Origin of the sequence: Sinorhizobium chiapasense (assembly GCF_045277575.1) — a bacterium.
Lineage (GTDB): Bacteria > Pseudomonadota > Alphaproteobacteria > Rhizobiales > Rhizobiaceae > Ensifer > Ensifer chiapasense_A.
Genome location: NZ_CP144206.1, coordinates 235,840 through 262,071, shown reverse-complemented (window position 1 = coordinate 262,071; position 26,232 = coordinate 235,840). Strand labels below are relative to the sequence as shown.

At 63.4% G+C, this 26,232-nt stretch carries 21 protein-coding genes and 2 pseudogenes; 11 read left to right on the top strand and 12 right to left on the bottom strand.

What is annotated here, in order from left to right; genetic code table 11:
- A complete protein-coding gene (locus tag QM996_RS20155; protein ID WP_334197838.1) occupies positions 1-1,353 on the bottom strand; it encodes an LLM class flavin-dependent oxidoreductase in 1,353 nt (450 codons plus the stop codon).
- A gap of 515 nt (positions 1,354-1,868) precedes the next feature.
- Here QM996_RS20155 and QM996_RS20150 point away from each other — a divergent pair.
- Together QM996_RS20150 and QM996_RS20145 are read left to right on the top strand one after the other, a co-directional pair.
- Positions 1,869-3,230: a dicarboxylate/amino acid:cation symporter gene (locus tag QM996_RS20150; RefSeq protein WP_334197837.1), complete on the top strand. Its 1,362-nt coding sequence runs from the start codon at positions 1,869-1,871 to the stop codon at positions 3,228-3,230.
- Positions 3,231-3,597: 367 nt separating this feature from the next.
- Positions 3,598-4,065 (top strand): SRPBCC family protein, encoded by a 468-nt coding sequence (locus QM996_RS20145; protein ID WP_334197836.1) that lies wholly within the window; start codon positions 3,598-3,600, stop codon positions 4,063-4,065.
- A 152-nt stretch (positions 4,066-4,217) separates the two neighbouring features.
- On the opposite strand, the gene QM996_RS20140 is transcribed toward QM996_RS20145, so the two are convergent.
- The 7 genes from QM996_RS20140 to QM996_RS20110 all read right to left on the bottom strand — a co-directional run bounded on the left by QM996_RS20140 (position 4,218) and on the right by QM996_RS20110 (position 12,193).
- A complete protein-coding gene (locus QM996_RS20140) occupies positions 4,218-5,234 on the bottom strand; it encodes an ABC transporter ATP-binding protein (RefSeq protein ID WP_334197835.1) in 1,017 nt (338 codons plus the stop codon).
- Positions 5,231-6,226, bottom strand: coding sequence for an ABC transporter ATP-binding protein (locus QM996_RS20135; RefSeq protein WP_334197834.1), 996 nt, complete (start codon positions 6,224-6,226; stop codon positions 5,231-5,233). Before QM996_RS20135 ends, QM996_RS20140 begins: the two co-directional genes overlap by 4 nt.
- Entirely contained in the window at positions 6,219-7,127 is a 909-nt protein-coding gene (locus tag QM996_RS20130; protein ID WP_334197833.1) for an ABC transporter permease, read from the bottom strand. Before QM996_RS20130 ends, QM996_RS20135 begins: the two co-directional genes overlap by 8 nt.
- Entirely contained in the window at positions 7,118-8,053 is a 936-nt protein-coding gene (locus QM996_RS20125; RefSeq protein ID WP_334197832.1) for an ABC transporter permease, read from the bottom strand. Before QM996_RS20125 ends, QM996_RS20130 begins: the two co-directional genes overlap by 10 nt.
- A gap of 12 nt (positions 8,054-8,065) precedes the next feature.
- Entirely contained in the window at positions 8,066-9,643 is a 1,578-nt protein-coding gene (locus QM996_RS20120; RefSeq protein ID WP_334197831.1) for a nickel ABC transporter substrate-binding protein, read from the bottom strand.
- Between the two features lie 492 nt (positions 9,644-10,135).
- Complete coding sequence (locus QM996_RS20115) at positions 10,136-11,362, bottom strand: MFS transporter (protein WP_334198735.1); 1,227 nt, start codon at positions 11,360-11,362, stop codon at positions 10,136-10,138.
- Positions 11,363-11,590: 228 nt separating this feature from the next.
- On the bottom strand, positions 11,591-12,193 hold the full coding sequence (locus tag QM996_RS20110) for a TetR/AcrR family transcriptional regulator (protein WP_334197830.1): 603 nt from the start codon (positions 12,191-12,193) through the stop codon (positions 11,591-11,593).
- A gap of 443 nt (positions 12,194-12,636) precedes the next feature.
- On the opposite strand from QM996_RS20110, the gene QM996_RS20105 reads away from it, so the two are divergent.
- Both QM996_RS20105 and QM996_RS20100 read left to right on the top strand, forming a co-directional pair.
- Entirely contained in the window at positions 12,637-15,780 is a 3,144-nt protein-coding gene (locus QM996_RS20105; protein ID WP_334197829.1) for an efflux RND transporter permease subunit, read from the top strand.
- Positions 15,781-15,795: 15 nt separating this feature from the next.
- On the top strand, positions 15,796-16,947 hold the full coding sequence (locus tag QM996_RS20100) for an efflux RND transporter periplasmic adaptor subunit (protein WP_334197828.1): 1,152 nt from the start codon (positions 15,796-15,798) through the stop codon (positions 16,945-16,947).
- Between the two features lie 127 nt (positions 16,948-17,074).
- On the opposite strand, the gene QM996_RS20095 is transcribed toward QM996_RS20100, so the two are convergent.
- Positions 17,075-17,533 (bottom strand): SRPBCC family protein, encoded by a 459-nt coding sequence (locus QM996_RS20095; protein WP_334197827.1) that lies wholly within the window; start codon positions 17,531-17,533, stop codon positions 17,075-17,077.
- 146 nt (positions 17,534-17,679) lie between these two features.
- Here QM996_RS20095 and QM996_RS20090 point away from each other — a divergent pair, with 146 nt between their 5' ends.
- Positions 17,680-18,738: an adenylate/guanylate cyclase domain-containing protein gene (locus QM996_RS20090; RefSeq protein WP_334197826.1), complete on the top strand. Its 1,059-nt coding sequence runs from the start codon at positions 17,680-17,682 to the stop codon at positions 18,736-18,738.
- Here the strand turns inward: QM996_RS20090 and QM996_RS20085 are convergent.
- Positions 18,719-18,889: pseudogene (locus tag QM996_RS20085) on the bottom strand (AraC family transcriptional regulator); the annotation flags it as partial. The gene QM996_RS20090 and the pseudogene QM996_RS20085 sit on opposite strands and share 20 nt — an antisense overlap.
- Positions 18,890-19,101: 212 nt before the next feature.
- Here QM996_RS20085 and QM996_RS20080 point away from each other — a divergent pair.
- From QM996_RS20080 to fabF, 3 genes and pseudogenes are all read left to right on the top strand, one after another.
- A complete protein-coding gene (locus QM996_RS20080) occupies positions 19,102-19,707 on the top strand; it encodes a TetR/AcrR family transcriptional regulator (protein WP_334197825.1) in 606 nt (201 codons plus the stop codon).
- A 45-nt stretch (positions 19,708-19,752) separates the two neighbouring features.
- Positions 19,753-20,946: an acetyl-CoA C-acyltransferase gene (locus tag QM996_RS20075; RefSeq protein ID WP_334197824.1), complete on the top strand. Its 1,194-nt coding sequence runs from the start codon at positions 19,753-19,755 to the stop codon at positions 20,944-20,946.
- A gap of 125 nt (positions 20,947-21,071) precedes the next feature.
- Positions 21,072-22,347, top strand: a pseudogene (gene fabF, locus QM996_RS20070) (beta-ketoacyl-ACP synthase II).
- 24 nt (positions 22,348-22,371) lie between these two features.
- Here the strand turns inward: fabF and QM996_RS20065 are convergent.
- The gene (locus QM996_RS20065; protein WP_334197823.1) at positions 22,372-22,827 is read right to left on the bottom strand and encodes an Lrp/AsnC family transcriptional regulator; all 456 of its coding nucleotides are present in this window, start codon (positions 22,825-22,827) and stop codon (positions 22,372-22,374) included.
- A 116-nt stretch (positions 22,828-22,943) separates the two neighbouring features.
- Here QM996_RS20065 and QM996_RS20060 point away from each other — a divergent pair, with 116 nt between their 5' ends.
- Positions 22,944-23,855: a DMT family transporter gene (locus QM996_RS20060; RefSeq protein WP_334197822.1), complete on the top strand. Its 912-nt coding sequence runs from the start codon at positions 22,944-22,946 to the stop codon at positions 23,853-23,855.
- 25 nt (positions 23,856-23,880) lie between these two features.
- Positions 23,881-25,086: an aromatic amino acid transaminase gene (locus tag QM996_RS20055; RefSeq protein ID WP_334197821.1), complete on the top strand. Its 1,206-nt coding sequence runs from the start codon at positions 23,881-23,883 to the stop codon at positions 25,084-25,086.
- A 56-nt stretch (positions 25,087-25,142) separates the two neighbouring features.
- Here QM996_RS20055 and QM996_RS20050 read toward each other — a convergent pair whose 3' ends face one another.
- Positions 25,143-25,625: a methyltransferase family protein gene (locus QM996_RS20050; RefSeq protein WP_334197820.1), complete on the bottom strand. Its 483-nt coding sequence runs from the start codon at positions 25,623-25,625 to the stop codon at positions 25,143-25,145.
- 158 nt (positions 25,626-25,783) lie between these two features.
- Between QM996_RS20050 and QM996_RS20045 the strand changes: the two genes are divergently transcribed.
- Complete coding sequence (locus QM996_RS20045) at positions 25,784-26,209, top strand: OsmC family protein (protein WP_334197819.1); 426 nt, start codon at positions 25,784-25,786, stop codon at positions 26,207-26,209.
- The last annotated feature ends 23 nt before the right edge of the window (positions 26,210-26,232 follow it).

Below are 26,232 nucleotides of genomic sequence, written 5' to 3'. Positions count from 1 at the left end.
TCACTCTGCTGCCTGGACGGCCGCTCGCGCGGCGGCCCAGCGGTTCACGGGAACGGGCAGGCCGAGATTTTCCCGGAGCGTCCTGCCCTCGTAGGCGGTGCGGAAAAGGCCACGGCGCTGCAGTTCCGGGATCACCAGCTCGACGAAATCGTCGAGGGCCGTCGGGAACCAGGGCGGCAGGATATTGAAGCCATCGGCGGCTTCGTTTTCGAACCAATCCTGCAGAGTGTCGGCGACCTGCTCGGCGGTTCCGATAATCGTGTAATGGCCGCGCGCCGAAGCGATCCATTGATAGAGCTGGCGGATGCTGAAGTTGTTTTCGTCGGCGATCTGGCGGATCAGCGCCTGCCGGCTCTTCATGCCCTCGGTCGGCGGGGCCGGCGGCAGCGGCCCATCGAGATCGTAGCCATGCAGATCGAGCGTGCCGCCGGTCAGGCCATTGAGCAGGCCGATGCCATCCTCCTCGACGATAAGCGAAGTGAGGCGATCGTATTTCTCGCGTGCTTCGGCCTCCGTCCTGCCAACGAAGGGCGAGACGCCCGGCATGACCAGAATGTGGTCCGGGTTGCGGCCGAGCCCCCGGGCGCGGGCCTTGATGTCACGGTAGAATTCCTGTGCCGTCTCTATGTGCTGGTGGGCGGTGAAGATCACCTCTGCCGTTGCGGCTGCCAGCCCGCGGCCGTCATTGGACTGGCCTGCCTGTACGATCACAGGGTGGCCCTGAGGAGAGCGCGAGATGTTGAGCGGGCCGCGCACCTTGAAATGTTCGCCGCGATGGTCGGTGTCGTGCAGCTTCGACGGATCAAAGAAGACACCCGTTTCTTTGTCGCGAATAAAGGCGTCGTCCTCGAAGCTGTCCCAGAGTTTCCTGACCACCTCGACATGCTCGGCGGCGCGCCGATAGCGCTCGGCATGCGGAAGCTGGGTATCGCGATTGAAATTTTGCGCCGTCGGGTCGCCGGTTGTCGTCACCACGTTCCATCCGGCGCGACCGCCGGAGATCAGGTCGAGCGAGGCGAACTTGCGCGCCGTGGTGTAGGGCTCTTCATAGGTCGTCGACGACGTGGCGATGAAGCCGAGATGAGTGGTCAGTGGCGCAAGCGCCGAGAACAGGGTCACGGGCTCGAAGCCCGCCACCCGGGCGTTGCCGCCCTCGCGCGCACCGCCGAAACCGATCGCCAGCCCATCGGCCAGAAAATAGGCGTCGAACAGACCACGTTCTGCCGTCAGCGCCAGTTGCTTGTGAAACTCGAAACTGGTCGCCCCGTCGGCTGGATGGTCGGGATGGCGCCAGGCGGCGATATGTTGTCCGCCGCCGGGAAGAAATGCTCCAAGCCGGATCTTGCGTGTCATCTCAATCCTCTCCTCTTCTCGCTGCAAATGCGTGGGCGCGGCCGGATGAAGGATCGTCTGAAGACAGACCCAGATCTCGGGCACGTCATACAGACAAGTTACATTATCTATTATATTTATAGAGAAAGAGTATTTCTCTCGCACCGGAAGCAAGTGAAATGATTTTCGACACAGACGCAGAAAGCAGGATCAGTCGCCGTAGGCCCGGGACTGAATGCGCGTCAAAGGAAGCCAGCCGCTGTGTGACCTTGCTGCACGGGCAACCCAACGAGCCGAGGAATCAGCGGAACGCGCCGCTGCGCAAGCTGTTTGGGCCCGGCCATCGTCTCTGTCCGGGCCTCGGCTGTGCACTTGGGCAACCGCAGGGAAATTTTACCGGAGAAATTATTCCACTCTGAGTGGTTTTCGAGCCAAAGAGTTTCTTACCCCGAACCGGACACCCGACTATTTTTCGAGCACTTGCGGCGGCCATTGCCCAAAATTTCAGCCGCCGCCATCCAATGAGAGTGTAAGACGTGTCGCAAGCAATCACCAAATCCCCACCGAAGCCGATTTTCGCCTCCTTCGGTTTCCAAGTCCTGGCCGCCATGATCATCGGCCTGCTGCTCGGCCTGATCGCCCGTAACATGGGCGTCGATGCCGCCGGCAATGCCAATTGGCTGACCGTTACCCTCCAGACGATCGGCTCGATCTTCGTCCAGCTCCTGCGCGCGCTCGTGCCGCCGCTCGTCTTCACCGCGATCGTCGCCTCGATCGCCAATCTCGCGACGCTGCAGAACGCCGCAAAACTCGTCTGGCAGACGCTGCTCTGGTTCGCGATCACCTCGCTGATCGCCGTTGTCATCGGTATCGCACTCGGCCTGATCCTTCAGCCGGGCATCGGCTCGGCCGTTTCGCAGGAAGCCGCCAAGGCGCCCTCCTACTCCGGCTCCTGGCTTGATTTCCTGAAGGGTCTCGTGCCTGCCAACGTGCTCGGCCTCGAGGCCAGCACGAAGATCACCGAAGGCAGTGCCAGCACCTCGCTCAATTTCAACGTACTGCAGATCCTGGTCGTTTCGATCGCCGTCGGCGCGGCTGCGCTGAAAGTCGGTGACGCCGCCAAGCCGTTCCTTGCCTTCAACCAGTCGCTGCTGGCGGTCGTCCGCAAGATCCTCTGGTGGGTTATCCGCCTGACGCCGATCGGCACGATCGGCCTGCTCGGTCGCGCCGTTGCGCAATATGGCTGGGAAACGCTGGCGCAGCTTGGCTGGTATGCCGCCGCCATCTATATCGGCCTCGCGATCGTGCTCTTCGTCGTCTATCCGGCGCTGCTCGTCGGCCATGGCCTGAAGCCGTCGCGCTTCTTTGCCGGTGCCTGGCCGGCCATCCAACTCGCCTTCGTCTCGCGCTCCTCTGTCGGCACCCTGCCCGTCACCGAAACCGTGACCGAAAAGAGCCTCGGCGTGCCGCGCGAATACGCCGCCTTCGCCGTGCCGCTCGGCGCAACCACCAAGATGGACGGCTGCGCCGCGATCTATCCGGCAATCTCGGCGATCTTCATCGCGCAGTTCTTCGGCCTGCCGCTCGGGATCCAGGAATATGTGCTGATCGTCTTTGTCTCGGTGCTCGGCTCGGCAGCAACGGCCGGTCTGACCGGCGCGACCGTCATGCTGACATTGACGCTTTCGACACTCGGCCTGCCGCTCGAAGGCGTCGGGTTGCTGCTCGCCATCGACCCGATCCTCGACATGGGCCGTACAGCGGTCAATGTCGCCGGCCAGGCGCTGGTGCCGACAATCGTCTCCAAACGCGAGGGCATTCTCGACGAGACCGTATACAACGGCGACAAGGCCGTCGACGACCTCGAGCCGCTCGCAGCGGCCGCCCGCGCAGCCTGACGCTCCTACAGCGCCGCGCGTCTTTTCAGACGCGAAAAGGTCGCTATACGAGTTGCTGCATGTCTTTGTCCTTAAATCGGGGTCGATTTAAGGACAAAGACATGCAGTAGGGAAATACATGCGGGCCACGACGGCCCGCATGTGCCCGCTCGACAAGGTGTACGGCCGCCATCGGTCAAACGCGCCTGCACGACGTCTGATGGCAGCGGCTGCCAATCCGCCTTCCGCCGATCAGAGCTTGCACAAGCAAGCCAAGAGGCGGATCTTTTACCGAGACTTATCGAATATCTGGCCGGATCACGTGCGCTGGCCTGCGCTTTGCTCAAGCATCGCCGGCGGCGTCCTCCGGCTATGAAGAGGACCGGCGATGTCTCTCACCGAATTCCACCTCGTCACCCAATGGGCCGTCGATGCGCCGGTGGAGGATGTGTGGCGGGAACTGAGCACGCCGGAGGCCTGGCCCGAATGGTGGCCATCGGTCAAGCGGGTTTCGCTCCTGCGCGAGGGCGATGAACACGGCGTCGGCGCGGTTCGCCGCCTGGAATGGGTGACGGCCTTGCCCTATGAACTGGCCTTTGACATGGAGACCGTGAAGGTTGAACCGCAATCGCTCATCGAAGGCAGGGCCTCGGGAGAGTTGGAGGGGGTCGGCCGTTGGACGCTGCAGAGCAACGGTTCCCGCTGCCGGGTGCGCTACGACTGGATCGTCAAGATCACCAAACCCTGGATGATCAGGCTCTCATTCATTCTAAAGCCGGTTTTCCGTTGGAACCACGGGATCGTCATGGAACGTGGCCGGCGCGGCCTCCAGCGTCGCCTGGCCGGCAGCGGCTGATAAAAAGAGCCCCGCTCGGTGGCGGGGCAGTCGCGCATCCCCAGCTTACAAGGATGCGAGGGAACTGTGGATTCGGTAGGGGCCACGTCCAGACTGGCAGCTCCGAGGCGCCGCTCCTTGGAGAGCAACGCATGGGCGGGCCCTTCGCGGCTCTATGCGGCCGACACCTCCTGCTGAAGGAGAGCCGATCGCTTGCCGCGATGAAGATCCGCTGCGAAGGTGCAGGCCGCCGTATGACCCGGTGAAAGCACTCGGGATGGCGGCAGTGCCTTGGCACAGTCGTCGACGGCAAGAGGGCAGCGCGTTCGGAACCGGCAGCCCGACGGCGGATTTGTCGGGCTTGGCACCTCCCCGATCATCAGCGGTCCCCTGCGGTTCTTCTCGATCCGCGGATCCACCTCGGGAGCCGAAGCCAGCAGCATCTGCGAATAGGGGTGGCTCGGATGGTCGTAAAGCTCCTGGGACGGGCCATGCTCGACGATCTTGCCGAGATACATGACGTAGACGCGTGAGGCCGCCTGCCGCACCAGCGCAAGATCATGGGCAATGAAAAGACATGCCACGCCGAGATCCTTCTGCAAGCGCAGGAAGAGGTTCATCACCTGCGCCCGGATGGAAAGATCGAGAGCGCTTACGGGCTCGTCGCAGATCAGCACCCGCGGGTTCACGGCGAGCGATCTCGCAATCGCCACGCGCTGGCGCTGACCGCCCGAAAGCTCGCGCGTGTGACGGTCCCTTACCGCGGATGCGAGACCCACCTGATCCAGGAGCTCCTTCGTACGACGATCGCGCTCCTCCGGTGACCGGGTGCCGGCGATCACGAGCGCTTCGTCGATCGCCTCGCCTACCGTCTGACGATCGTTGAGCGACGAATAGGGGTCCTGAAAGACGTATTGCAGCGCCCGGCGACTGTCACGCAGGGCAGCTCCGGAGAGGGCGCTGAGATCGACGCCGTCGAGCAGAACGCGGCCACTGCTTGCCTTCTCGAGCCCGACGATGGTGCGCCCGAGGGTCGACTTGCCACAGCCGGATTCACCGACCAGGCCGACGATCTCGCCCGGATAGAGTTCGATCGAGACGTCGTCGACAGCATGCACATATTTGCCCCGCTGAACGCTCTTGAAGCGCGTCTGCAGGTTTTCGACTTTGAGAACGGGTGCTTGTGTCATGCGGCAGCCTTTCCTTGATTGACGACGGGGCAAGCCACGAGAACGGCGCTGTCGTCGGAGCGGACCAGCGGCGGGCGGCTGTTGCCGCATTCCGGGACGGCCAGTTCGCAGCGCGGCGCAAGGGCACAGCCCTTGATCGGCGCACCGAGCGTCGGCGGGATGCCGGGAAGCCCGCGGAACTCCGAACCGATCGGGTCCTCCCGCCTCGGGATCGCGTTGATCAGGCCCCGGGTGTAGGGGTGGCGCGGGCTCACCAGAACCTTGTCCACCGGACCACATTCTGCAGCGCGCGCGGCATACATGACGACGATGTTGTCAGCCGCGCCCGCCACGACGCCCATGTCGTGGGTAATCAGCACCATCGCCATGTTCAGCCGACGCTGCACGTCCTTCAGCAATCGCAGGATCTGCGCCTGAACCGTGACGTCGAGTGCGGTCGTCGGCTCGTCGGCAATCAACAGCTTCGGTTCGCCCGCAAGCGCGCTGGCGATGACGATGCGCTGCCGTAAGCCGCCGGAGAGCTCATGCGGATATTGCCGGAGCCGTGCCATGGGATCGGATATACCGACGAGCTTCACCAGTTCCAACGCGCGCGCTTCCGCGGCCCTCGGCGTCATGTCGAGATGCAGTTCGGCCATCTCGGCAATCTGCCGCCCGATCCGACGCACCGGGTTGAGGGCGCTCATCGGGTCCTGGAAGATGAAGCCGACGGACTTGCCGCGCAGTTTCTGAATCTCGGCCTCGGACAAGCCGATCAGTTCGCGGCCCTCGAGCTTGACGGAGCCGGAGAGCATTGTCGTCACGCCTGTTGGCATCAGGCCGAGCGGTGCGAAGTTCATCACCGTCTTGCCGCTGCCGCTTTCGCCGACGATGGCGAGACACTCGCCCTGGCGGACCGAATAGCTGACGCCGTCGACGGGGCGGACCGCCGATTTCGCGGTCAGCAAGTTGACCGTCAGATTGCTGACGTTCAGGAGGGGTTCGTCATGCATCGGAATTCTCCTTGCCCCAGCTTGCGACCTCGGCACGACGGATTGCCAGCATGCGCCGGGTGAGCGGTTTCGGAATGCGGTTGAGCGCGATGGATTCCCCAAGCGTGTTGAAGCCGATAACTGCGGCCGTGAGGGCAAGGCCCGGCAGCAGAACCTGGCGCGGGTCGGACTCGAGATAGGGCAGCGCATCCACGAGCATCTGCCCCCATTCCGGCGTCGGCGGCTGGATGCCAAGACCGAGGAAACTCAGCGTCGCGACCGCGAGGGCGGCGGTGCCGGCATCGGCCGTCGCATAGACCATCACCGAGCCGATCGTGCCGGGCAGAAGGTGGCCGAAATAGATGCGCCAGGGGCTGGCGCCCAGTACCCGCAAGGCCTCGATATGCGGCTTGCTCATGATGCTGACGGCAACCGCGCGACTGATGCGGCCGCTCATCGGCCACCAGGCGAGCGCCAGCGCCAGCACCATCGTCCAGTATCCAGGGCCGACAATGCCGATGACAGCCAGCGAGATGATCAGGCTCGGCACCGACAGACCGACATCGACGACGCGCATCAAGAGGTCGTCGACCCAGCCGCGATGATAACCGGCGATCGTTCCGAGCAGGATGCCGATGGTCATGGCGACGCCGAGAACGGAACCGACGCTGACGAGCGAGGTGTTTGCGGCGATGATCAGGCGGCTGAAGGTATCGCGTCCGAGGTGATCGGTTCCGAGCCAGTGGGCGGCGGACGGGCCAAGTCCGGCGTCCAGCAGGTTCTGGGTGCTCGGATCCTGAGGTGCAAGCCAGGGCGCGAAGGTTCCGAGAGCAACGAAGAGGCCGATGGTGATCAGCGCCGCGCGCGGCATCTTGTTCAATCGGGCCAGAATGGGATTGAGCATGTTCATGGTCAGCTCCATTGGCGGCGGATGCGCGGATCGGTCAGCAGGACTGCCAGATCGACGATCAGGTTCACCACGATGAAGAAAGTGAGGAAGATGAGCAGGCACGCCTGCACCACCATGAAATCGCGGAAGCGTACGCCGGCGAGGAAGTAGTCACCCACGCCCTGCCAGGCGAACAACGGCTCGACGATGATGGCCGTCGCGGTCATCAAGCCGACCTGGGTGCCGAGCGCGTTGATGAAGATCGGCGTGATGTTGGGCAACGCTTCACGGAATAATATGGCGGTACGACCGAGACCCTTGCTCTTTGCGGTCAGAACGAAGGGACTGGTCATCGCCTCTTCCAGACCCACCCGCACGACGCGACTGAGAACGGCCGCTGGCAAGACCGCGATGGTGAGCCAAGGTAGGATCCAGCTCTTCGGACCGTCGAAACCGAACGAAGGCAGGAGTTGGAAGGTGACGGAAAAGGCGTAGATCATCAGCGCGCCGACGAAGAACGTCGGTGTGGACGCGCCAAGGAGCGCCAGACCGCGCGATACGCGGTCCGGCAATCTGTAGGGCCAGAAGGCACCGAGGAATCCCAGAGCCAGGCTGATGAGGGTGGCGATCACGGCCGAACCCGCAATCAGCGTTCCGGTCACGAGCATCCGGTTTGCGAGATCCGCACTGACGTCCTGACCGGTTCTATAGGAGATGCCGAAATCTCCGCGAACAGCGTCACCAAGCCAATCCACGTAGCGCATCAGCAGTGGCTTGTTCAGTCCTATCTCTTCCTCAACCTGTTCAACATAACCAGGCGTGGCGACGGCTCCCCGCAGTTCGGCAATCAGGACGGCAACATTGCCAGGTGCCGACACGACGAGTGTGAAGCAAACCAGGGACGCCATGAACAAAAGGACCAGGGAATGCTTCAGCCGCTTGCTGATGAAGTGGATCAAGGCACCCTCCCGCTAATCGGCCAATACGATGTTTTCGTAAGGCATGTCGTATTCGGTGACCGGACTGCCAAAACCCTGGACGCGCTTGGAATGCGCCCAGATGCTCGGCACGTAGACCAGCGGCGCAATGGCGTCGTTGTCCCTGAGCCAGTCAAAGACCTTCTGAATGGTCGGCTGGATCTGGTCGCCGGTCGCAGCCATCGCCGCATTGATCAACGGGTCCAGATTGGTCGGATCGGTGACCAGCTTGCCCTCGACGTCATTCTTGAACGTCGACAGGCACAGCCCCACGATCGAGCCGAACGGATCATAAGGCGCGCCATAGGTCAGGAAGAAGCCGAGGTCGTACTTCTGCTCCAGCATGTCGGTGTGTTTGGAGGCATGGTCGACGGAGCGGATCACCAGGTCGATGCCGATCTCCTTCATCTCCGACTGGATGACTTCGGCGATCACGCGCGATCCCGGCACCGCATCCGGGCTGACGACCAGTTCGAGCGTCAGCGGTTTGCCGTTCTTCGATCGGATGGGGCTTCCCGTCCAGCCGGCCTTTTCGAGCAGCGCCGATGCAGCCGCCACATCGCGGACGGGCGCATCATATTGCGTCCCGGCATAGGGCAGAGCGCCGGAGAACATGTTGCCGGCGGGCCTGGCGTAGCCGTGGTAGAGCACCTTGGAGATCGCCGCGCGGTCGATGCCCATGCTGACGGCCTTGCGCACCTGCGGGTCCTTGAGCGCCTCGGCACGGTCCGGGTTGAACGCCATCACCAACGTGACATTACCCGGATCGACGACGACGTTGAAGCCGGCTGACTCGAGTTGCTTGCCCTCCTCCGGGGTCAGAGGCGCGATCCAGAAGCCGCCGATGAGGTCGATCTCCCCCGCGCGCAGCGCCGCAACCCGCGACCGCGCATCGGGGATGACCTTGGCCTCGAGACGCTCATAGGTCGGCTTGTCGCCCCAATAGCCGTCATAGTGTTCGAAGACGCTCTGGGTGTCGTCCGCGCTGATCTGGACCCACGGTCCCGTTCCGACCGGATCCTTGAACTTGCCGTCGGCGCCAACCGATTTGGGCGAAAGGAAGCGCGTCGGCCGCGTGTAGGACAGCTCCTGCATCAGCGCGAGGACCGGCTCCTTGAAATGCAGGGTGACGTGATAGTCGTCGATGACGTCCAGCGACTGGAAGTGCTTGGAGCAGTTCATCCAGCTGAACTGGTCGAGACCCATCCAGCGCTCGAGGTTCCACTTGCACGCCGCGGCATCGAACTTGGTGCCGTCCTGGAACGTCACACCCTGGCGCAACGTCAGCTGCAGCGTCTTGCCGCCGTCCTCGATCTTCCAGTCGGTCGCCAGGCACGGCTCGATCTGGCCACCCTTGCCGTATTTCACGAGCGGCTCGAACATCAGATCCTGGATCGCCCAGATGGCGTAGTGGCTCTGCGGATCGAGATTGCCGGCGGGCTTGGCGATGGCGACCCGGAGCGTGCCGGCCGCCCCCTGCGCATAGGCGATTTTCGACAAGGCACCCTGCGCGATGGCCAAGCCGATAGCGCCGGCCGCCCCTTGCAGGAACGTACGTCTCTTCACTGACATGGATTTTCTCCTCCTTTTTTGGCGCTCCTCGCGCCGTCGACACAATCGGCCTCCACACCGTTTTGTATAGACAAAAGGACTCTCTCATGTATGCAATCTTGCGTCAATATCGTATTTTATATTGCAGACACTTTTGAACCTTGAGTGAAAATTCACCGATTACGACAGGCGAAATGGTTGCGAAAACGCCATTTCTCGACGCTTACCAAAGCAAAACCTTGGCTGCGCTGCCGGTACGAAGCGGCCAGATCGGCCCTGACCAGCAAAAGATGCCCGGAGGCGACTGACCTATAATTGCATACAATGTGGAGACGACCGTTTCGCTCGCCGGCAAGCTCTCGCGAGATTGAACGAGCCGAGCAAGCTCGCGTCTCAACTGCCCGGACCAGCCATGCTTGAAGCGCCACTGCTCGAGAATATGAGCCGCGGCCTGCTCGGTCTCATCGGAACCTGGATGCTGTGGAGTGCTCTCTTCCGTCGCTGACGATTGCGTCAGCATTCCTCCGGCGGTTTCAGCCTCCGGAACTGCATCAACAACAGGAGATCGTAGATGATCTTCAAAGCACCACAGATGAACAACGGCCATGCGCGATATGAAGCGGCGAACAGTGCGCCCGCCAGGACGGGGCTCGCCGAAGCGGCAAGACTACGTGGCACCGACGTAAAGCTTGCAGCGGCGGCCCGCTCCGTCTCGGTCACGACGGCCATCACGTAGGACGAGCGCGTCGGCACGTCCATCTGCGACAGTGCCGCCCGGACAAGCAGAAAGCCAAGCGCAAGCGGCAATGTCGGCGCAAGCGCCGCCAGCATCAGGGCGATACTGGACGGTATATGTGTGAACACCATCGTGTTGATCAGCCCGATGCGCCGCGACAGCCATGCGGCCACTGGGAACGAGAATGCCGACAGCACGCCCGACCAGAAGAAAAAAACACCCGCCTGTGGAAGCGACAGGCCAAATCGCTCGAAAAGCCAAAGAGCGAGTAGCGATTGGACGACAAATCCGCCCGCAAAGGCATCGAGACTGAACAGCGCCGCCAGCTTGAAAACGATATGGCGCGATGGACCCAAGGCGGCGGTCGTGCTCGCGGCTTGTACCGGGCGGCGCGGGATGCGCGCGTAGAGCAAGCCGCCAAGCAGCCCCAGAAACGCATAAAGGACGAACATGGTCCTGATACCGCCAAGCCGGTCGAGCCCGAGCGGGATCAAGAAATCCGGTACTGCTGCAGCAAGTCCACCAATGGCTCCGGCGAATGCGCCCACGAGACTGTAGCGTGCGAACATGCTGGTGCGCTCACGTTCCATGACTTCGCGCGTGAGCACGGCGTGCTCCAAGGGCACGAACACGCTGACACTGCCGGCTGAGGGGTTGATCGTGCCAGCGAACGCGATGACCAGCAGAAGCGCGTAATCGTGGACCACGGCAAAGGCCACGCCCGTCGCGATCATCAAGCTGGCGCCAGCCAGCAGAAGTTGGCGGTGATCATGCCGGCCCCCGAGGAAGCCAACACAGATCGTCAGCAGCGCGGAACCGAGGAGCGACGCGGTCGCGATGACACCGACCTCCAGAGGCGTAAATCCGAGCGCGAGCAGATAGACCGGCAACAGCACGGCCACGAAACCGTCGCCCATGTCGCGCAAGGCACGCGCTGCGAAAAGGAATGTTACCGGATGAATCCGCAGCACCAATCTGGTCTCTCGATCTTTGGTCGCTTGCATCAGCGTCATGGCTTTCGCCGATCGCCGCCTGAAGTCGCGATATGATGCGGAGCGGAGTGTCGGTTGTCACTACTGCATGTCTCCTTAAATCGACCTCGATTTACCGACGGAGGCATGCAGTAGATCAAAATTTACAGTGACCTTTGCGCGTCTAATAAGCCGCGCGGCGCTGTAGGCCGCCGGCGTTCGGCAGCAGTTGCACTGAAATCTCTGCAGCGGCCTCACCACCTATTCCAAAGCAGCGCCGCTCCCGGCAAAGGACCGGATCGCCGCGTCGGCGATCTCCGCAAAACGGGCGCTCGGCCCTTCGGCGCCGCTGCTTTGCTGAGCGGCGCGCGCGCCCTCGATCAAAAGCAGCAGCGTGTCGCAAAGCAGTTCCGCATCGGCGATGCCGGCCGTGCGGCAAAGCCCCACAACGCGATCCCGTTGCGCATCCTTGAACTTGCGGATCACCGATCGACCGGGATGATCCTCGTCCGTGAGCTGGACGGCGGCGTTCATCAATTCGCAGTGGCAATTGTCGTCACCCAGATGATCGGCAATCCGCCGGACCCAGGCCCTGAGCTGTTCCAACCCGTCACCCGGATGTGCGTCTTCCAGCTCGCGCCAGAAGTCGTCCATCTCCATTCCCGCGTGGCGAAGGCATTCGACGATCAGCTCGTCTTTCGAATTGAAGTGGCGGTAGAGTGTCATCTTGTTGCTGCCGGCGGCATCGGCGATCGCATCGACGCCGGTCCCGCGAATGCCGTGCCGGCGGAAGAGGTCACGCGCGGCCTCTACGATACGATCGCGCGGCGAACGACGTGATGGCTTGCAGGTATCCGTTGTCATCGCATTGGCTCGGCGTGGAAAATCTGGCCCCTTGACGCCCTGGCATTGGTCGATAACATGCAGCGATGTTACCGACCAGTAACATTTTCGCCAACGCGGCATATCGAGAAAGTAACCGCTTGCCGCGAAGACCGTTACAGACAGGGCGGTAACTGCAGAAAAATTTCTAGCGCAGTGTCGGTGGGCGCGGTCGTCAGGCGTCTTTTAGCCAGAGCGTACACCGCAGAGACATTTAAAGTTCGATAACGCTCGTGATTTGGGTCGATCCGACCCATCATGATCTCGTGCTGGAGCCTGACGATGCGCATGCTGGATGGGCTGAAGGCTGGAAAATACGTCGCTGACCTGACGGTCTGCGCGGCAGGCGTCCGCGTGACCGGTATCAAAACATTCCGACTTGCCGCCCGACGGGCTGGCGGCGCTCCAAAAGGATCGATCCCGCCATGATCGACTTCTTCATTCACCGGCCGATCTTCGCATCGGCGATCGCGATCATCATGACGCTCGCCGGCGGTATCTGCTATTTCCTGCTGCCGATCTCGCAGTTTCCCGACGTGACGCCGCCGCAGATCGTCGTCGCCGCCAATTATCCGGGTGCCAGCGCCCAGGTGGTTGCCGACACGGTGACGACGCCGCTTGAACAGCAGATCAACGGCGTGCCGGGCATGCTCTACATGACCTCGACGAGCTCGAACGACGGTTCGTCACGGATCATCATCTCCTTCGAAGTGGGCTATCCGATCGACGTTGCGGCGCTCGACGTGCAGAACCGCGTATCGCAGGCAGCCTCCTCGCTTCCCGCACTCGTCAACCAGACCGGCGTCACCATCGCCAAGCAGATCCCCAATTTCACCGTGCTGGTGAGCCTGGATTCACCGGACAATTCGGTCGACTTCGCCTCGGTCAGCAACTACGCCTACTTACAAATACTCGATCCGCTGAAGCGCCTGCCCGGCATCGGCGACGTCCAGCTCTTCGGCGAGCGCCGTTATTCGATGCGCGTCTGGCTCGATCCCGACCGCATGGCCAATCTCGGCATCACTGCCGTCGACGTCCAGAACGTCATCGCCGAGCAGAACATCCAGGTCGCGGGCGGCAAGATCGGGCAGTCGCCGGCGCCAGCCGGAACGCCCTTCGAGATGCAGATCAATGCGCTTGGCCGGTTGAGCGATCCCTCGCAGTTCGGCGATATCGTGCTGCGGGCGGACCAGACGACCGGGGCGACGACCAGGCTGCGCGACGTGGCGCGCATCGAACTCGGGGCACTGCTTTATTCTTCGTCCGTCACCTTCAACGGCAAGGAGAGCGTGGTGCTTGCCGTGTTCCAGGCGCCTGGCTCCAACGCGCTCGACCTGCAGAGCCGCGTGCAGGCGAAAATGGACGAGCTTTCGCAGCGTTTCCCCGCAGGCATCGCCTATCACATGTTCTATGACACCACGCGCTTCGTCTCGGCGGCGATGAAGGATGTCGTCTTCACGCTGCTCGAGGCGCTTGCCCTCGTCGTTTTCGTCGTCTTCATCTTCCTGCAGAACCTGCGCACCACGATCATCCCGACGATCGCCATTCCGGTCTCGCTGATCGCGACGCTCGTCGTCATGTATCTGCTGGGCTTCTCGCTGAACATGCTGAGCCTGCTCGGCATGGTGCTTGCCATCGGCCTCGTGGTCGACGACGCGATCGTCGTCGTCGAGAACGTCGAAAGGCAGTTGGAGTCCGGGCTGCCGCCACTTGCCGCCACGCGCAAGGCCATGCAGGAGGTCACGGGTCCGATCATCGCGACGACGGCCGTGCTTCTCGCCGTCTTTGTGCCGGTCGCCTTCATTCCGGGCGTCGCTGGTAGCCTTTACAACCAGTTTGCCCTGACGGTCGCGATTTCGGTTGCTTTCTCTGCCTTCAATTCGCTGACCCTCAGCCCGGCGTTGAGCGCCGCCTTTCTGCGCTATCGCGGCGAACCGCGCTTTGCACCCTTCCGCTGGTTCAACACCGGCTTCCATGCGTTGTCGCACGGCTATGCGCGCAGCGTCGCCGGGCTCGTGCGCTGGCACTGGGCGCTGTTTGCCCTCTTCCTGCTGGCGATCGGCTCCACCTACGCCCTATGGCAGCGCACCCCGTCAACCTTCCTGCCGGTCGAGGACCAGGGTTATTTCTTCGTGGTCATCCAGCTTCCGGATGGCGCCTCGCTCGAACGCACCGAGGCCGTCGCGCAGCGATCCGAGGAAATCCTTCGCGGCACCGCAGGCGTCGATTTCGTCGGTTCCGTCGTCGGCTTCAATTTCCTGTCCTTCGCCGCCCAATCGAACTCCGCCGTGCAATTCGCCGTGTTGAAACCATGGGACGAGCGGCCGCCGGAACAGGGCGCCTCGGCGTTGCGCGAGGCCGTGCAGCCGCAGCTCCTGCAGATCCCGGATGCCCTCGTGCTTGCCTTCGATCCGCCATCGATCCAGGGGCTTGGCGCTACGGGCGGTTTCGAATTCCAGGTGGAGGATCTGGGCGGACGCAGCGCCCAAGCGCTGAACGACGCAACGCAGGCACTGATTGCCGAGGCGCGCAAGCAGCCGGAGATCAACCCCTATCAGCTCTTCACCACCTTCAGCACGTCGAGCCCGCAATTCGACTATGACCTCGACCGCGACAAGGCAAAGCTCCTCGGGCTCACGCTGCCCGATATCTTCAACACGCTGCAGATCTATTTCGGCTCGCTCTATGTCAACGACTTCAACCTCTTCGGCCGCACGTTCCGCGTGACGCTGCAGGCCGACCAGGCCGCCCGGGCCTCGGCCACGGATCTTTCGCGCCTTTATGTGCGCAACACCCGGGGTGAAATGGTGCCGCTCAACACGCTTGGAACCTTCAGGCCGACGGTCGGTCCCGAGACCGTCACCCACTACAACAACTACCCGTCGGCGCTGATCAACGGTGCGGCAGCGCCCGGCTTCAGCTCGAGCCAGGCGGTGGCGGCAATGGAGCGCGTGGCCCGTACGACGCTGCCGCGGGACTACACATTCGAATGGACCGGCATTACCTATCAGGAGATCCGGGCAGGCTCGATCGCGGCGCTCGTCTTTGCGCTCGCCCTCGTCTTCTGTTTCCTGATCCTGGCCGCCCAGTATGAAAGCTGGTCGATGCCCTTCATGGTGCTGCTTTCGGTGCCGCTCGCGCTTCTGGGTGCGCTTTCGGCGCTGTGGCTGCGCGGAATGCAGATCGACGTCTATTCGCAGATCGGTTTCGTGATGCTGGTAGGACTTGCTGCCAAGAATGCCATCCTGATCGTTGAATTCGCCCGTCGCCGGCGCGCGGAAGGGCTGGATGTGGTCGCAGCGGCTGCGGAAGCAGCACGCCTGCGCCTGCGGCCGATCCTGATGACGGCCTTCGCCTTCATCCTCGGCGTGCTGCCGCTGATGTACGCCAGGGGCGCGGGGGCCGCCAGCCGCCAGTCGATCGGCACCACGGTCTTCGGCGGCATGCTGGCGGCGACCATTCTCACACTCATTTTCGTCCCGGTCTTCTACGCGGTCATCGAGCAATGGCGGGAGGGGGTCTCGTCCAAGCCGGTGGGTGCGAGCCAGGAGCCGGAGGCGGCGGAATAGGAATTGGAGCCTGATATGCGTGGTTCAAAACTGGTCCTTGCCGCAGCGGTCGTGATCGCCGCCCTCGCCGCCGCCTATCATTACAAGAACGGGGGCTTTGAGCTCAAAGGCGGCGATGCCGGCGCAGCAGTGGGGCCGCCGCAGCAGGCGATGCCCGTTCCCGTCGCGTCGGTCGTCAAAAAGACGGTCCCGATCTATTTCGAATATTCGGCGCGCACCGAGGCAATCCGCAACGTGACGCTTCGCGCCAAGATCACCGGCTATATCGAGTCACAGGCGGTGCCTGACGGCGCGGATGTGAAGCAAGGCGACCTTCTCTACCGGATCGACGCCCGCGATTATCGCGCTGAACTCGATCAGGCAAAGGCCCAGGTCGAACGCGATGAGGCATCGCTTGCCTACCTTCGTTCCAATCTCACACGCGGCAACGAGCTCGCGACCACAGGCTATCTCGACAAAGACAGTTTCGACCAGCGCCAGAGTGCCGTGCATCAGGCGGAGGCGGCGCTGGCCATGTCGCGGGCGGCGGTTCGCACCGCGGAGATCAACCTCGATTACACCGAGATCCACGCTCCCTTCGCCGGCCGCTTGGGCCGCAACCAGGCGCCGGAGGGTACGCTGGTCAGCAACACGACCGGAACTCCGCTCAACAACCTGGTGCAGCTTTCCCCGATCTACGTCTCGTTCAACCCGAGCGAATCCGAGCTCGCCGACATCCAGAAGGCTCGGACGAAAGGCAAGGTGGAGGCCGAAGTGCTTCTGCCCGGCGATACGGAGCCGCGCTATCGCGGCGACCTCAGCTTCATCAACAACTCGGTCGAGGGCAATACCGGGACGGTCGTGGCGCGCGTGACGATCGACAACACGGACCTGACCCTGCTCCCCGGCCAATATGTCCGCGTGCGGCTAAAGATCAGGGATGAGCAGAACGTGCTGATGGTGCCGGAAACGGCGCTCGGTTCGAGCCAGCTCGGCAAATACGTCTATGTCGTCGGCAAGGGCGACACGGTCGAACAGCGGCTGGTCTCCCTCGGCCCGGCGAGCGGCAATCTCATCGGCGTGACATCGGGGGTTTCGGAGGGCGATCGAGTGATCGCCGGAAACCTGCAGAAGATCTTCCCCGGTGCACCGGTCAAACCGATGCCTGCAGAACAGGCGCAGAAGTAGCGGTTCTCTACGCCCTGCGGGAGCCGGTGCCGGTATTTCGCCGAGCACCACCATTCCGGCGAAGGCCGCCGTCATAGCTACGCGTCGGTGGCAGATGTCACGCCGGGTGCCCTCTTGAGAGAGGTTGTCAGCTGCTGCTACCATCGCGGCCGAGCCATGGATCCGGCCCGGGATCGCGCCCCGACGCGACCTGCCCCAAGCGCTCCAGATAATGCGCCCAACCTTCCGCATGACCGGCGCATTGCTCGGAATTGGGCAATCCCGTGTGGGTGAGACGCAGCAACGTTCCATCCGGTTGTTCGATCAAGTCGATCTCGACCAGACTGGAACCGGGCGGGACGATGTCACTGCCTTCCCAGCCGAAGCTGTAGGCGAGCCGATGCACCGGCACCACCTCACGGAAGGAACCGCGGGCAAACCGTGCACCGGTCACGTTGACGAGATAGAGACCGCCGGGCTCCGCCTTGGTGTCGGCTTCCGTTCCCATCCAGCGGAGAATCTTCTCCGGATCGGTCAGAAGCGCGAAGACGGCGGCAGGCGGTGCCTGAATATGCGTTTCGCGGCGGACGACGAGGGCTTCCTCCATCGGTCTTCCCTTTGCTGTTTGGCCTGCCCGCCGGTTCTTAAGAGAGGAAGCACGGAACCCGGGCCGCTGCGATCATAGACCCGCGCGGCCAATGGCGCCACCGGTATGGCTCTTGTCCGAACGGGTCCCGGCGCTATCATTCCAGCATGGATTTGTCCGCACCCCTCGCCTGGCTGGTGGATGAAGCGAGCGCCGCGCCTGAACCGGACCGTTTCCTGGCGCAGCTTGGACGTCTGCTTGTCGCCGACGAACTGCCGCTTGCCGGCGGTGCCCTTACCCTTTCCGTGCCGCACCCGATCATCGCTCGCCGCAGCTGGTTGTGGCGGGCAGAAACCGGCGTGGTGATCGAGAGCCTGGGCTTTGCGGGCGCAGTCTCCGATCGGGCAGGTCAAGATTGGCTGGCCGGGCTGGGGCCGGTGCTGGAACAATCGACCGGTTCGGGAACGGATCGGGCGACGCTCGGTTGGGCCGGCACCCGCCCGTTCGACCCGACCGAGACGGCAAAGCTTCGTCAGGTCGCCCGCTTTGCCGCCGCCCCTTTGGCCGCTCTTGTCGAGCGGGCAGCGCTCGCTGCGCTGCTCGAAGCCAACCTCGGCCGCCGCAGCGCCGCCCGCGTCCGGGCCGGGGCGCTCACCCGCGGAACCGGGGAAACCATTCGCGCAGCATTGTTTTACGCCGACCTGCGCAATTTCACCGTTCTGTCCGAAGCGACGGAACCCGCTTTGGTGATCGCGGCACTCGACGCCTGGTTCGATCGCGTGGCCGGCGCGATCCATGCCTTCGGCGGCGAGGTGCTGAAATTCATCGGCGATGGCGTCCTGGCGATTTTCCCGGTCACCGGTTCGCCGACCGAAGCCTGTGATGCGGCTTTGCGCGCGGTCACGGCCGCTCGCGCCGGCATGGCCCATCTCGATGCGACACGGCAGGCTGAGGGTCTGGAACCGCTCTCCTTTGGCGTGGCCCTGCATCTCGGCGACATTCTCTGGGGCAACATCGGCGCAGCCGACCGGCTCGATTTCACCGCCATCGGTTCGGCAGTCAATCTCGTCAGCCGCCTTGAGGGATTGTGCCGGCCGCTCGGCCGGTCGGTGCTGGTCTCGGGCGCCGTTGCCGCAGCGACCTCGACGCCGCTCCTGCCGCTCGGCGATCACACCTTGCGCGGCATCGCAACACCTTGTGCCGTCTTCACTCTGCCGGATGCGTAGGGCCGCCGTTGGGCTGCCGGTCAGAGCGCGCTCGGCAAGAGTTGGCCAAAAAACGGCCAGCGGTCATGCGCTGCCGCGGCGAGCGGCCCATGATACGTTTGAACGCGGTGCTGAAGGCGGCTTCCGAGGCGTAGCCGACCGACCGCGCGACATGGGCGGCCATATCGACCTCGGCACTGCGAGCAGGCTGCTCGTCGATAATCTGCCATCAGTGAGACGATGACCGGTGTGCGGCTAGGCGCATGAAGCGCCCTCGGCCGCCACTCAAGCGGCCACTAAGATTGCGATCACCATCTATACTTGACGAATAGATGGTGATCGCAATATATTCTTGCTGTCGCATTTTCCTGATGGGAGCAGACAGTGAGAGTGAGCCGCGCGCAGGCGGAGGAAAACCGCCGAACGGTCATCGACGTCGCCAGTCGCCTCTTTCGGGAGAAGGGCTTCGATGGCATTGGCCTGAACGACCTGATGAAGGGCGCCGGCCTGACCCAAGGCGGCTTCTACAAGCAATTCGAATCCAAGGACGACCTCATCGTTCAGGCCTCCTCCAAGGCCTTGGAGAAGGGCGTGGCAAACTGGACCGGCGTCGTCTCCAAAGCGGCGGGCAAGCCGCTTTGCGCCCTGCTCCGCTTTTACCTGTCGGATGCGCATCGCCACGAAAAGGCGGACGGATGCGCCTTGGCAGCGCTCGCGCCGGAGGCTGCCCGCCGCGGCAAGCCGCTTCGCCAGGTTTTCGAGGCCGGCGTCGAAAGCCATCTCGATATGCTCGATGGCATGATGACACCTGCGCCGGGGCAGGAGGTGCGTGACCAATCGATCGTCGCGCTCTCGACCATGGTCGGTGCACTGATGCTGTCTCGGGCCGTCGACGACGAGCAACTCTCCAAGAGGTTCCTGAAAGCGGCCGCGGACCATCTGTTTCCGGAACCGTCTACCGGGGACGCGTCCCAACATCTGCCTCAGTGAGCGGCGGGCACCGCACCGTCAATTTCCAGCCGGAAAGGTTTCGACATGTCCAGTCCCATTGATCCGATCGTCATCGTATCAGCGGTGCGCACGCCGCTTGGCCGCTTTCTTGGCGATCTGGCCCCGGTCCAGGCGAGCGCGCTCGGCGCGCACGTCATCCGCGCCGCGCTTGAACGGGCACAACTCTCGCCCGATCGCCCGGACGAGGTGTTGATGGGTTGCGTGCTTCCCGCTGGCCAGGGACAGGCACCGGCCAGGCAGGCCGCCCGCCGCGCCGGCCTGCCCGATGCCGTCGGCGCCACCACGATCAACAAGGTCTGCGGTTCCGGCATGAAGGCGACCATGCTGGCGCATGATCTCATTCTCGCCGGATCGATCGATGTCGCGGTCGCCGGCGGCATGGAGTCGATGTCGAACGCGCCCTATCTGCTCCCCAAGGCGCGGGCCGGCTACCGCGCCGGGCACGACCGGATCTTCGACCATATGATGCTCGATGGTTTGGAAGATGCCTATGAGCCCGGTCGCCCGATGGGTGATTTCGGCGAGGCTGCGGCCGAAGCCTATGGGTTCACCCGCGCCGATCAGGACGCCTATGCGGTGGAGACACTGACACGCGCCCGCGCCGCGATCGAAACCGGCGCCTTTGCCGACGAGATCGCGCCGATCACCGTCGCTGCCAAGGGGGCAGACAGGGTCATCGGTAGCGACGAACATCCGCTGAAAGTGTCGCCCGAAAAGATCCCAAATCTGAAACCCGCCTTTCGCGCCAATGGCACGATCACGGCCGCCAGCGCGTCGGCCAATGCCGATGGCGCGGCCGCTCTCGTCCTGACCCGCCGCTCGATCGCTGAGCGCGAAGGCATGCCGGTCCTCGCTGAAATAAGGGCGCACGCGACGCATAGTCAGGAACCCTCCTGGTACACGACGGCGCCCGTTCCTGCGATCCGCAAGCTATTGGAAAAGACCGGCTGGCGCGTCGATGACGTTGATCTCTTCGAAATCAACGAAGCCTTCGCCGTCGTCGCGATGGCGGCGGCCAAGGACCTTGGCATCGCCCGCGACCGGCTGAACGTCAATGGCGGCGCCTGCGCGCTCGGTCATCCGATCGGTGCCACCGGCGCGCGGCTGATCGTGACCCTGCTTCACGCCTTGGAACGCCGGGGGCTTTCGAAGGGTATCGCGGCCCTCTGCATCGGCGGCGGTGAGGCTACCGCGATCGCCATCGAGCGCCCACGCTGAGAGCACTGAACATAGAAGAGACATCCGCGCTGTTGCACGCCCGTTGCGCCCCGCAAACCAGAGCAATTTCGGAACAACACGAATGGTTTTCCGTTCGGGTTGCGTAACCCAGGTCAGGAGAACCGATGCGTCGCATCGTCGTAACGGGAATGGGGGCGATCAGCCCTTTGGCAGCGGGCGTGGAGGCAAGCTGGTCGCGGCTTCTTGCCGGAGACTCGGGGCTTCGGCTTCTGCCGGAAGAAGTCGTCGGCGAACTCAGCAGCAAGATCGGTGGGACGGTGCCCACCCTTGCCGAGGATGCCTCCGATGGCTTCGATCCCGATCGGATCGTTCCGCCGAAGGACCAGCGCAAGATGGACCGCTTTATCCTGCTGGCGCTGGCGGCGGCGGAAGAGGCAATCGAGCAGTCCGGCTGGAAGCCTGCAAGCGCGATTGAACAGCAGCGCACGGCCACGGTGATCGCGTCCGGCATCGGCGGCTTCCCGGCAATCTCGGAGGCGGTCCGCACGGTTGACCAGCGCGGTGTGCGGCGGCTCTCGCCCTTCACCGTGCCCTCGTTTCTCGTGAACCTCGCCGCCGGCCAGGTTTCGATCCGTCACGGTTTCAAAGGGCCGATCGGCGCCCCGGTAACCGCCTGCGCCGCCGGTGTCCAGGCAATCGGCGACGCGGCCCGGATGATCCGCGCACAGGAGGCGGATATTGCGATCTGCGGCGGGGCGGAAGCCTGCATCAACACCATCAGCCTCGGAGGTTTCGCCGCCGCCCGCTCCCTGTCGACCGGATTCAACGAGACGCCTCATCGCGCCTCGCGGCCGTTCGATGTCGGTCGTGACGGTTTCGTTATGGGTGAAGGCGCCGGCATCGTCGTGATCGAGGCGCTGGAGCACGCATTGGCGCGCGGCGCGACGCCGATCGCCGATCGCCGAACTCGTCGGCTATGGCACGACGGCCGATGCCCACCACATCACCTCGGGCCCGGAGGACGGTGCTGGTGCCCGGCGAGCCATGGAAATAGCCATTGCCCAGGCCGGCATCCGGCCGGGCGATATCCGTCACCTCAATGCCCATGCCACATCGACGCCCGTCGGCGACAGGGGCGAAATCGAGGCGATCAAATCGGTCTTCGGCCGCAACGGCGAGATCGCCGTCAGCGCGACGAAATCCGCGACCGGACATCTGCTGGGTGCTGCCGGTGGTCTGGAGGCGGTCTTTACCGTGCTTGCGCTGCGCGACCAGACGGTGCCGCCGACGCTCAACCTCGAAACGCCGGATCCGGCTGCCGACGGTATCGACATCGTCTCCGGGGCGGCACGAAAGATGCCGCTCGATCATGCCATCTCCAACGGCTTCGGGTTCGGTGGCGTTAACGCCAGCGTCATCTTCCGACGTTGGGCGGCGTGACGAGGCCCGGCATTCGCCGGCCGCTTACAGACGCGGAAAGACGGTCGCGCGCTTGACCGTGCCATAGGCAAAGCTTGTATCGATCGCCGCAATGCCCTCGATGTTGTGCAACTGCGTGCGGACGAACTGTTCGTAGTCCTTGAGGCTCGTCACCAGGACACGCAGCAGATAGTCCGCCTCGCCGGTCATGACATAACAATCCTGGATGTTGTCGATCGTTCTCACCTTGCGTTCGAAAGCGGCGACGGAGGCTTCGGAGTGGCGCTCGAGCCGAATGCGGACGAACGCCGTGATCGGTAGACCATAGGCCTCCTCATCGACGATCGCCGTATAGCCCTTGATGATCTTCGCCTCTTCGAGCAAACGCAGCCGCCTGAGGCACGGCGACGGCGACAGCGCGACCTTCTCGGAAAGGTCCTGATTGGAAAGGCGGCCGTCCTTCTGCAGCGCCCAGATAAGCTGCCTGTCCTTTTCGTCCATTCACCCCTCCCCGTTGGCAGATTCTGCCAAAGTCCATGTGTCAGGCCAGTGAAATAGCAAGAAATCGACTGCCCGAGAAGCATATCATGTGAGCCATCCAGACAGCGAGGCTCCGCATGACCGATGTGACGTCAGATTTCCAGCAATCGAGAACCGGATGGCTGACGCCAACGGCAACCGGCTACGTTGTGCTCTCCATTGTCGTCCTGGTCTGGGCGGGTTTTGCGCTGACCATGCGGGCCATCGGGGCGTCGCCGCTCGCCACCGCTGACGTCGCCGTCATCCGCTTCGCGATCCCCATCATCGCTTTGCTGCCGGCCATTCCCCAGCGGCTCTCTGCGCTTCGCAAGGTCAAGCTACGGGATGCGGTCCTGGTCTTGCTCGGCGGCGTGCCGTTCTTCTTCATCGTCTCCGAGGGCGCAAAGGCGACATCCGCGGCCTATGTCGGCGCGCTGGTTGCCGGAACGACGCCGCTTTCCGTTGCCTTGCTCGCCTTTCTGCTCGAGCGAAAGGGCGTTGCGAGGAAGCGCTGGCTGCCACTCGCGCTGATCCTTGCCGGCGTCATCGGCATCGTCGTCGGGCAGCAGCATGCAGTAACGATCGAGACGCTGCGCGGCGTCGGCCTGCTGCTGATCGCGAGCCTTATCTGGGGCGCCTACACGATCGGCCTTCGCCGCACCGGCGTGGATGCGATCTGCAACGGTCTGCTGCTCTCCATCGGCTCGCTCGTCATCCTCGCCCCGTTGCTGCTCACGGGCGCCGTCACCACGCATATCGGGCAATTTTCGTGGCACCAGGCCCTGCCCTTCATTCTGGTCCAGGGGCTCGGTGTCGGTCTCGTCTCGACCGTCGGCTACGCCTTCGCGATCTCGCGGCTCGGCGCTGCCAGAAGCGCGACGCTCGGCTCACTCGCACCGGCGCTTGCAAGCCTGCTGGCCATTCCGATCCTGGGCGAGGCCCTCGCGCTCGCGACCGCCATCGGCATCCTGGTCACCACCACGGGCGTAATCTTGGCAAACCGCCATTAGTTTCAAGAACGACAGGAACCCAAGCATGCTCGCTGCTCTGCCAATCGCCGACCCCGATCCGTTGTGGGCCCTCATCAACGCGTTTCGACAGGATCGTCGCGGCGACAAGATCGACCTCGTCGTCGGGGTCTATCGCGATGCTTCCGGCCAAACTCCGGTCATGCGAGCCGTGCAGGATGCTGAGGCGCGTCTCGCTTCCGCCGCTGCCTCCAAATCCTACAGGGCACTCTCCGGGAACCTGGCGTTCAACGAGGGAATGTCGAGACTGCTTCTCGGTGAAGGCGCCGAGGCGCTCGACCGTCAATGCACGATCCAAACGGTTGGTGGCACTGGCGCGCTTCGAGTCCTCGCCGATTTCATCGCTCTCGTCTCGCCGCGCGCGACGGTCTGGAACACCAATCCCGGCTATGTGAACCACCGCCCGATCATGACCGCCGCGGGCCTGATCGTGCGGGCGTTCCGTTGGCAGGAGAACGAGACCGGCCCCGATATCGACGCGGTCGTCGCGGATCTCGAGGAAGCCCGCCGGGGTGACGTGGTTCTCCTCCATGGCTGCTGCCACAATCCGACCGGTATCGACCCGACATCAGAGCAATGGCGCCGGCTTGCCATGCTCTGCAAGGAGAGAGGACTGATCCCCCTTATCGACATGGCCTATCAGGGCTTCGGCGACGGGATCGAACAGGATGCCGCGGGCTTGCGCCATTTCGCTCAAGAACTCGACACGGTGCTCGTTGCGGCAAGCTGCTCCAAGAACATGGGCCTTTACTGCGAACGGACCGGTGCGGCGATGGTGATCGCGCCAGAGCGAAACCTGCTCGGCAACATTCGTGCCACACTGGAGAGGATCACGCGAGCCAACTATTCCATGCCGCCGGAGCACGGCGCCGCCATTGCCGCTCACCTCTTCGAAAGCCCCGGAATGTGGCTTTCCGAACTCGAAGCAAGCCGCCGGCGCGTCGCCGAGATCCGCCGCGACCTCACCGCGGCGCTCGCTCGCTGCGGCGCTCCGGAGACGTTCCAGGCATTGCGCCGTCAAAAAGGCATGTTTTCGCTGCTGCCGCTCGACCAGCGCCAGATGAGCCGACTCCGCGAGGATTTCGGCGTCTATGGAACCGCGAACGGTCGCATCAACATTGCCGGGCTGTTGCCTCGCGACATCGAGCGCCTGGCCACCGCCCTCCGGGCGGTTTCAAGCTCTCCGTACCTGATTCATGCTCGAGCGGGATGAGGAAAGTGCGAGCGGTTTCCGCTCGCATCCCTCCCCCTCTCACGGATCGTCGTGATCTAGAGCCAGCGCCTGACACGCCCCTTATAAGCGCGATAGACGTCACCGAACTTGCGCTCGAGATAGGCCTCCTCGCGGGCGATGACGCCATAGCGGATGACAAGGTAGAAGGGGACCAGCAGGATCAGCAGCCACAGGCTGTCGAAGACGATGGAAAAGCCGATCAAGCCGAGGAACATGCCCGTATAGATCGGGTTGCGCGTGAAGCGGTAAGGCCCGGATTCAACGATCGTGGTGGTCGGCCGGTCGATCTGGATCTGGGTTCCCGCCCGGCCGAAGGTCATGGCTGACCAGATCAGCAGTGCCAGACCGGCGAGAAAGACGATGCCACCGATCACAACGCCGGGTACCGCGTCAGGCACGAACGGCAGCGGGTAGAGGCGGTCAAGCACGAGGCCACCGCCCACCGCCAACACCCAGGCGATCGGCGGATGGACCACCGCGCCGGAACTGTCAGCCGATTTTCCGGTCGTCTCGTTCATCCGACTGATCCTCGCCCTGTTTCGCGTGCAAATGAACACAGGCTCCATTTTAGCGGAAGCGAGCCATTTGCGAAAACCCTTCGAGACGTTATGTGAACTGGAGATCATCGACCTCCCTGGTCCATGATCCGGGCATTTGCTGCAACGGGACGAGACACATGAAAGCACGCGTCAAATGGGTGGAAGACCGGACCTTCGTCGGAGAGTCTGGAAGCGGCCACAAAGTCGTATTGGGAACCGCCTTCGGTGAGGAAGGGCGCACCCCGGGGCCGAGCCCCATGGAGATGGTGCTGATCGGCACGGGCGGCTGCTCGGCCTATGACGTCGTCCATATCCTCGAAAAGGGCCGCGAACCGGTTGAGGACTGCGTCGTGGAACTCGATGCGGATCGCGCCGAGACGGAACCCCGCGTCTTCACCCGCATTCACATGCACTTCATCGTCAAGGGGCGCGGGCTGGCGGTCAACAAGGTCGAACGCGCCATCTCGCTCTCGATCGAAAAATACTGCTCGGCCTCGGCCATGCTCGCCAAGACCGCAACCATCACGCACGATTTCGAAGTGGTCGACACCAGCGCCGGCTGAAAACCGCCCATCTCTCGCACCCC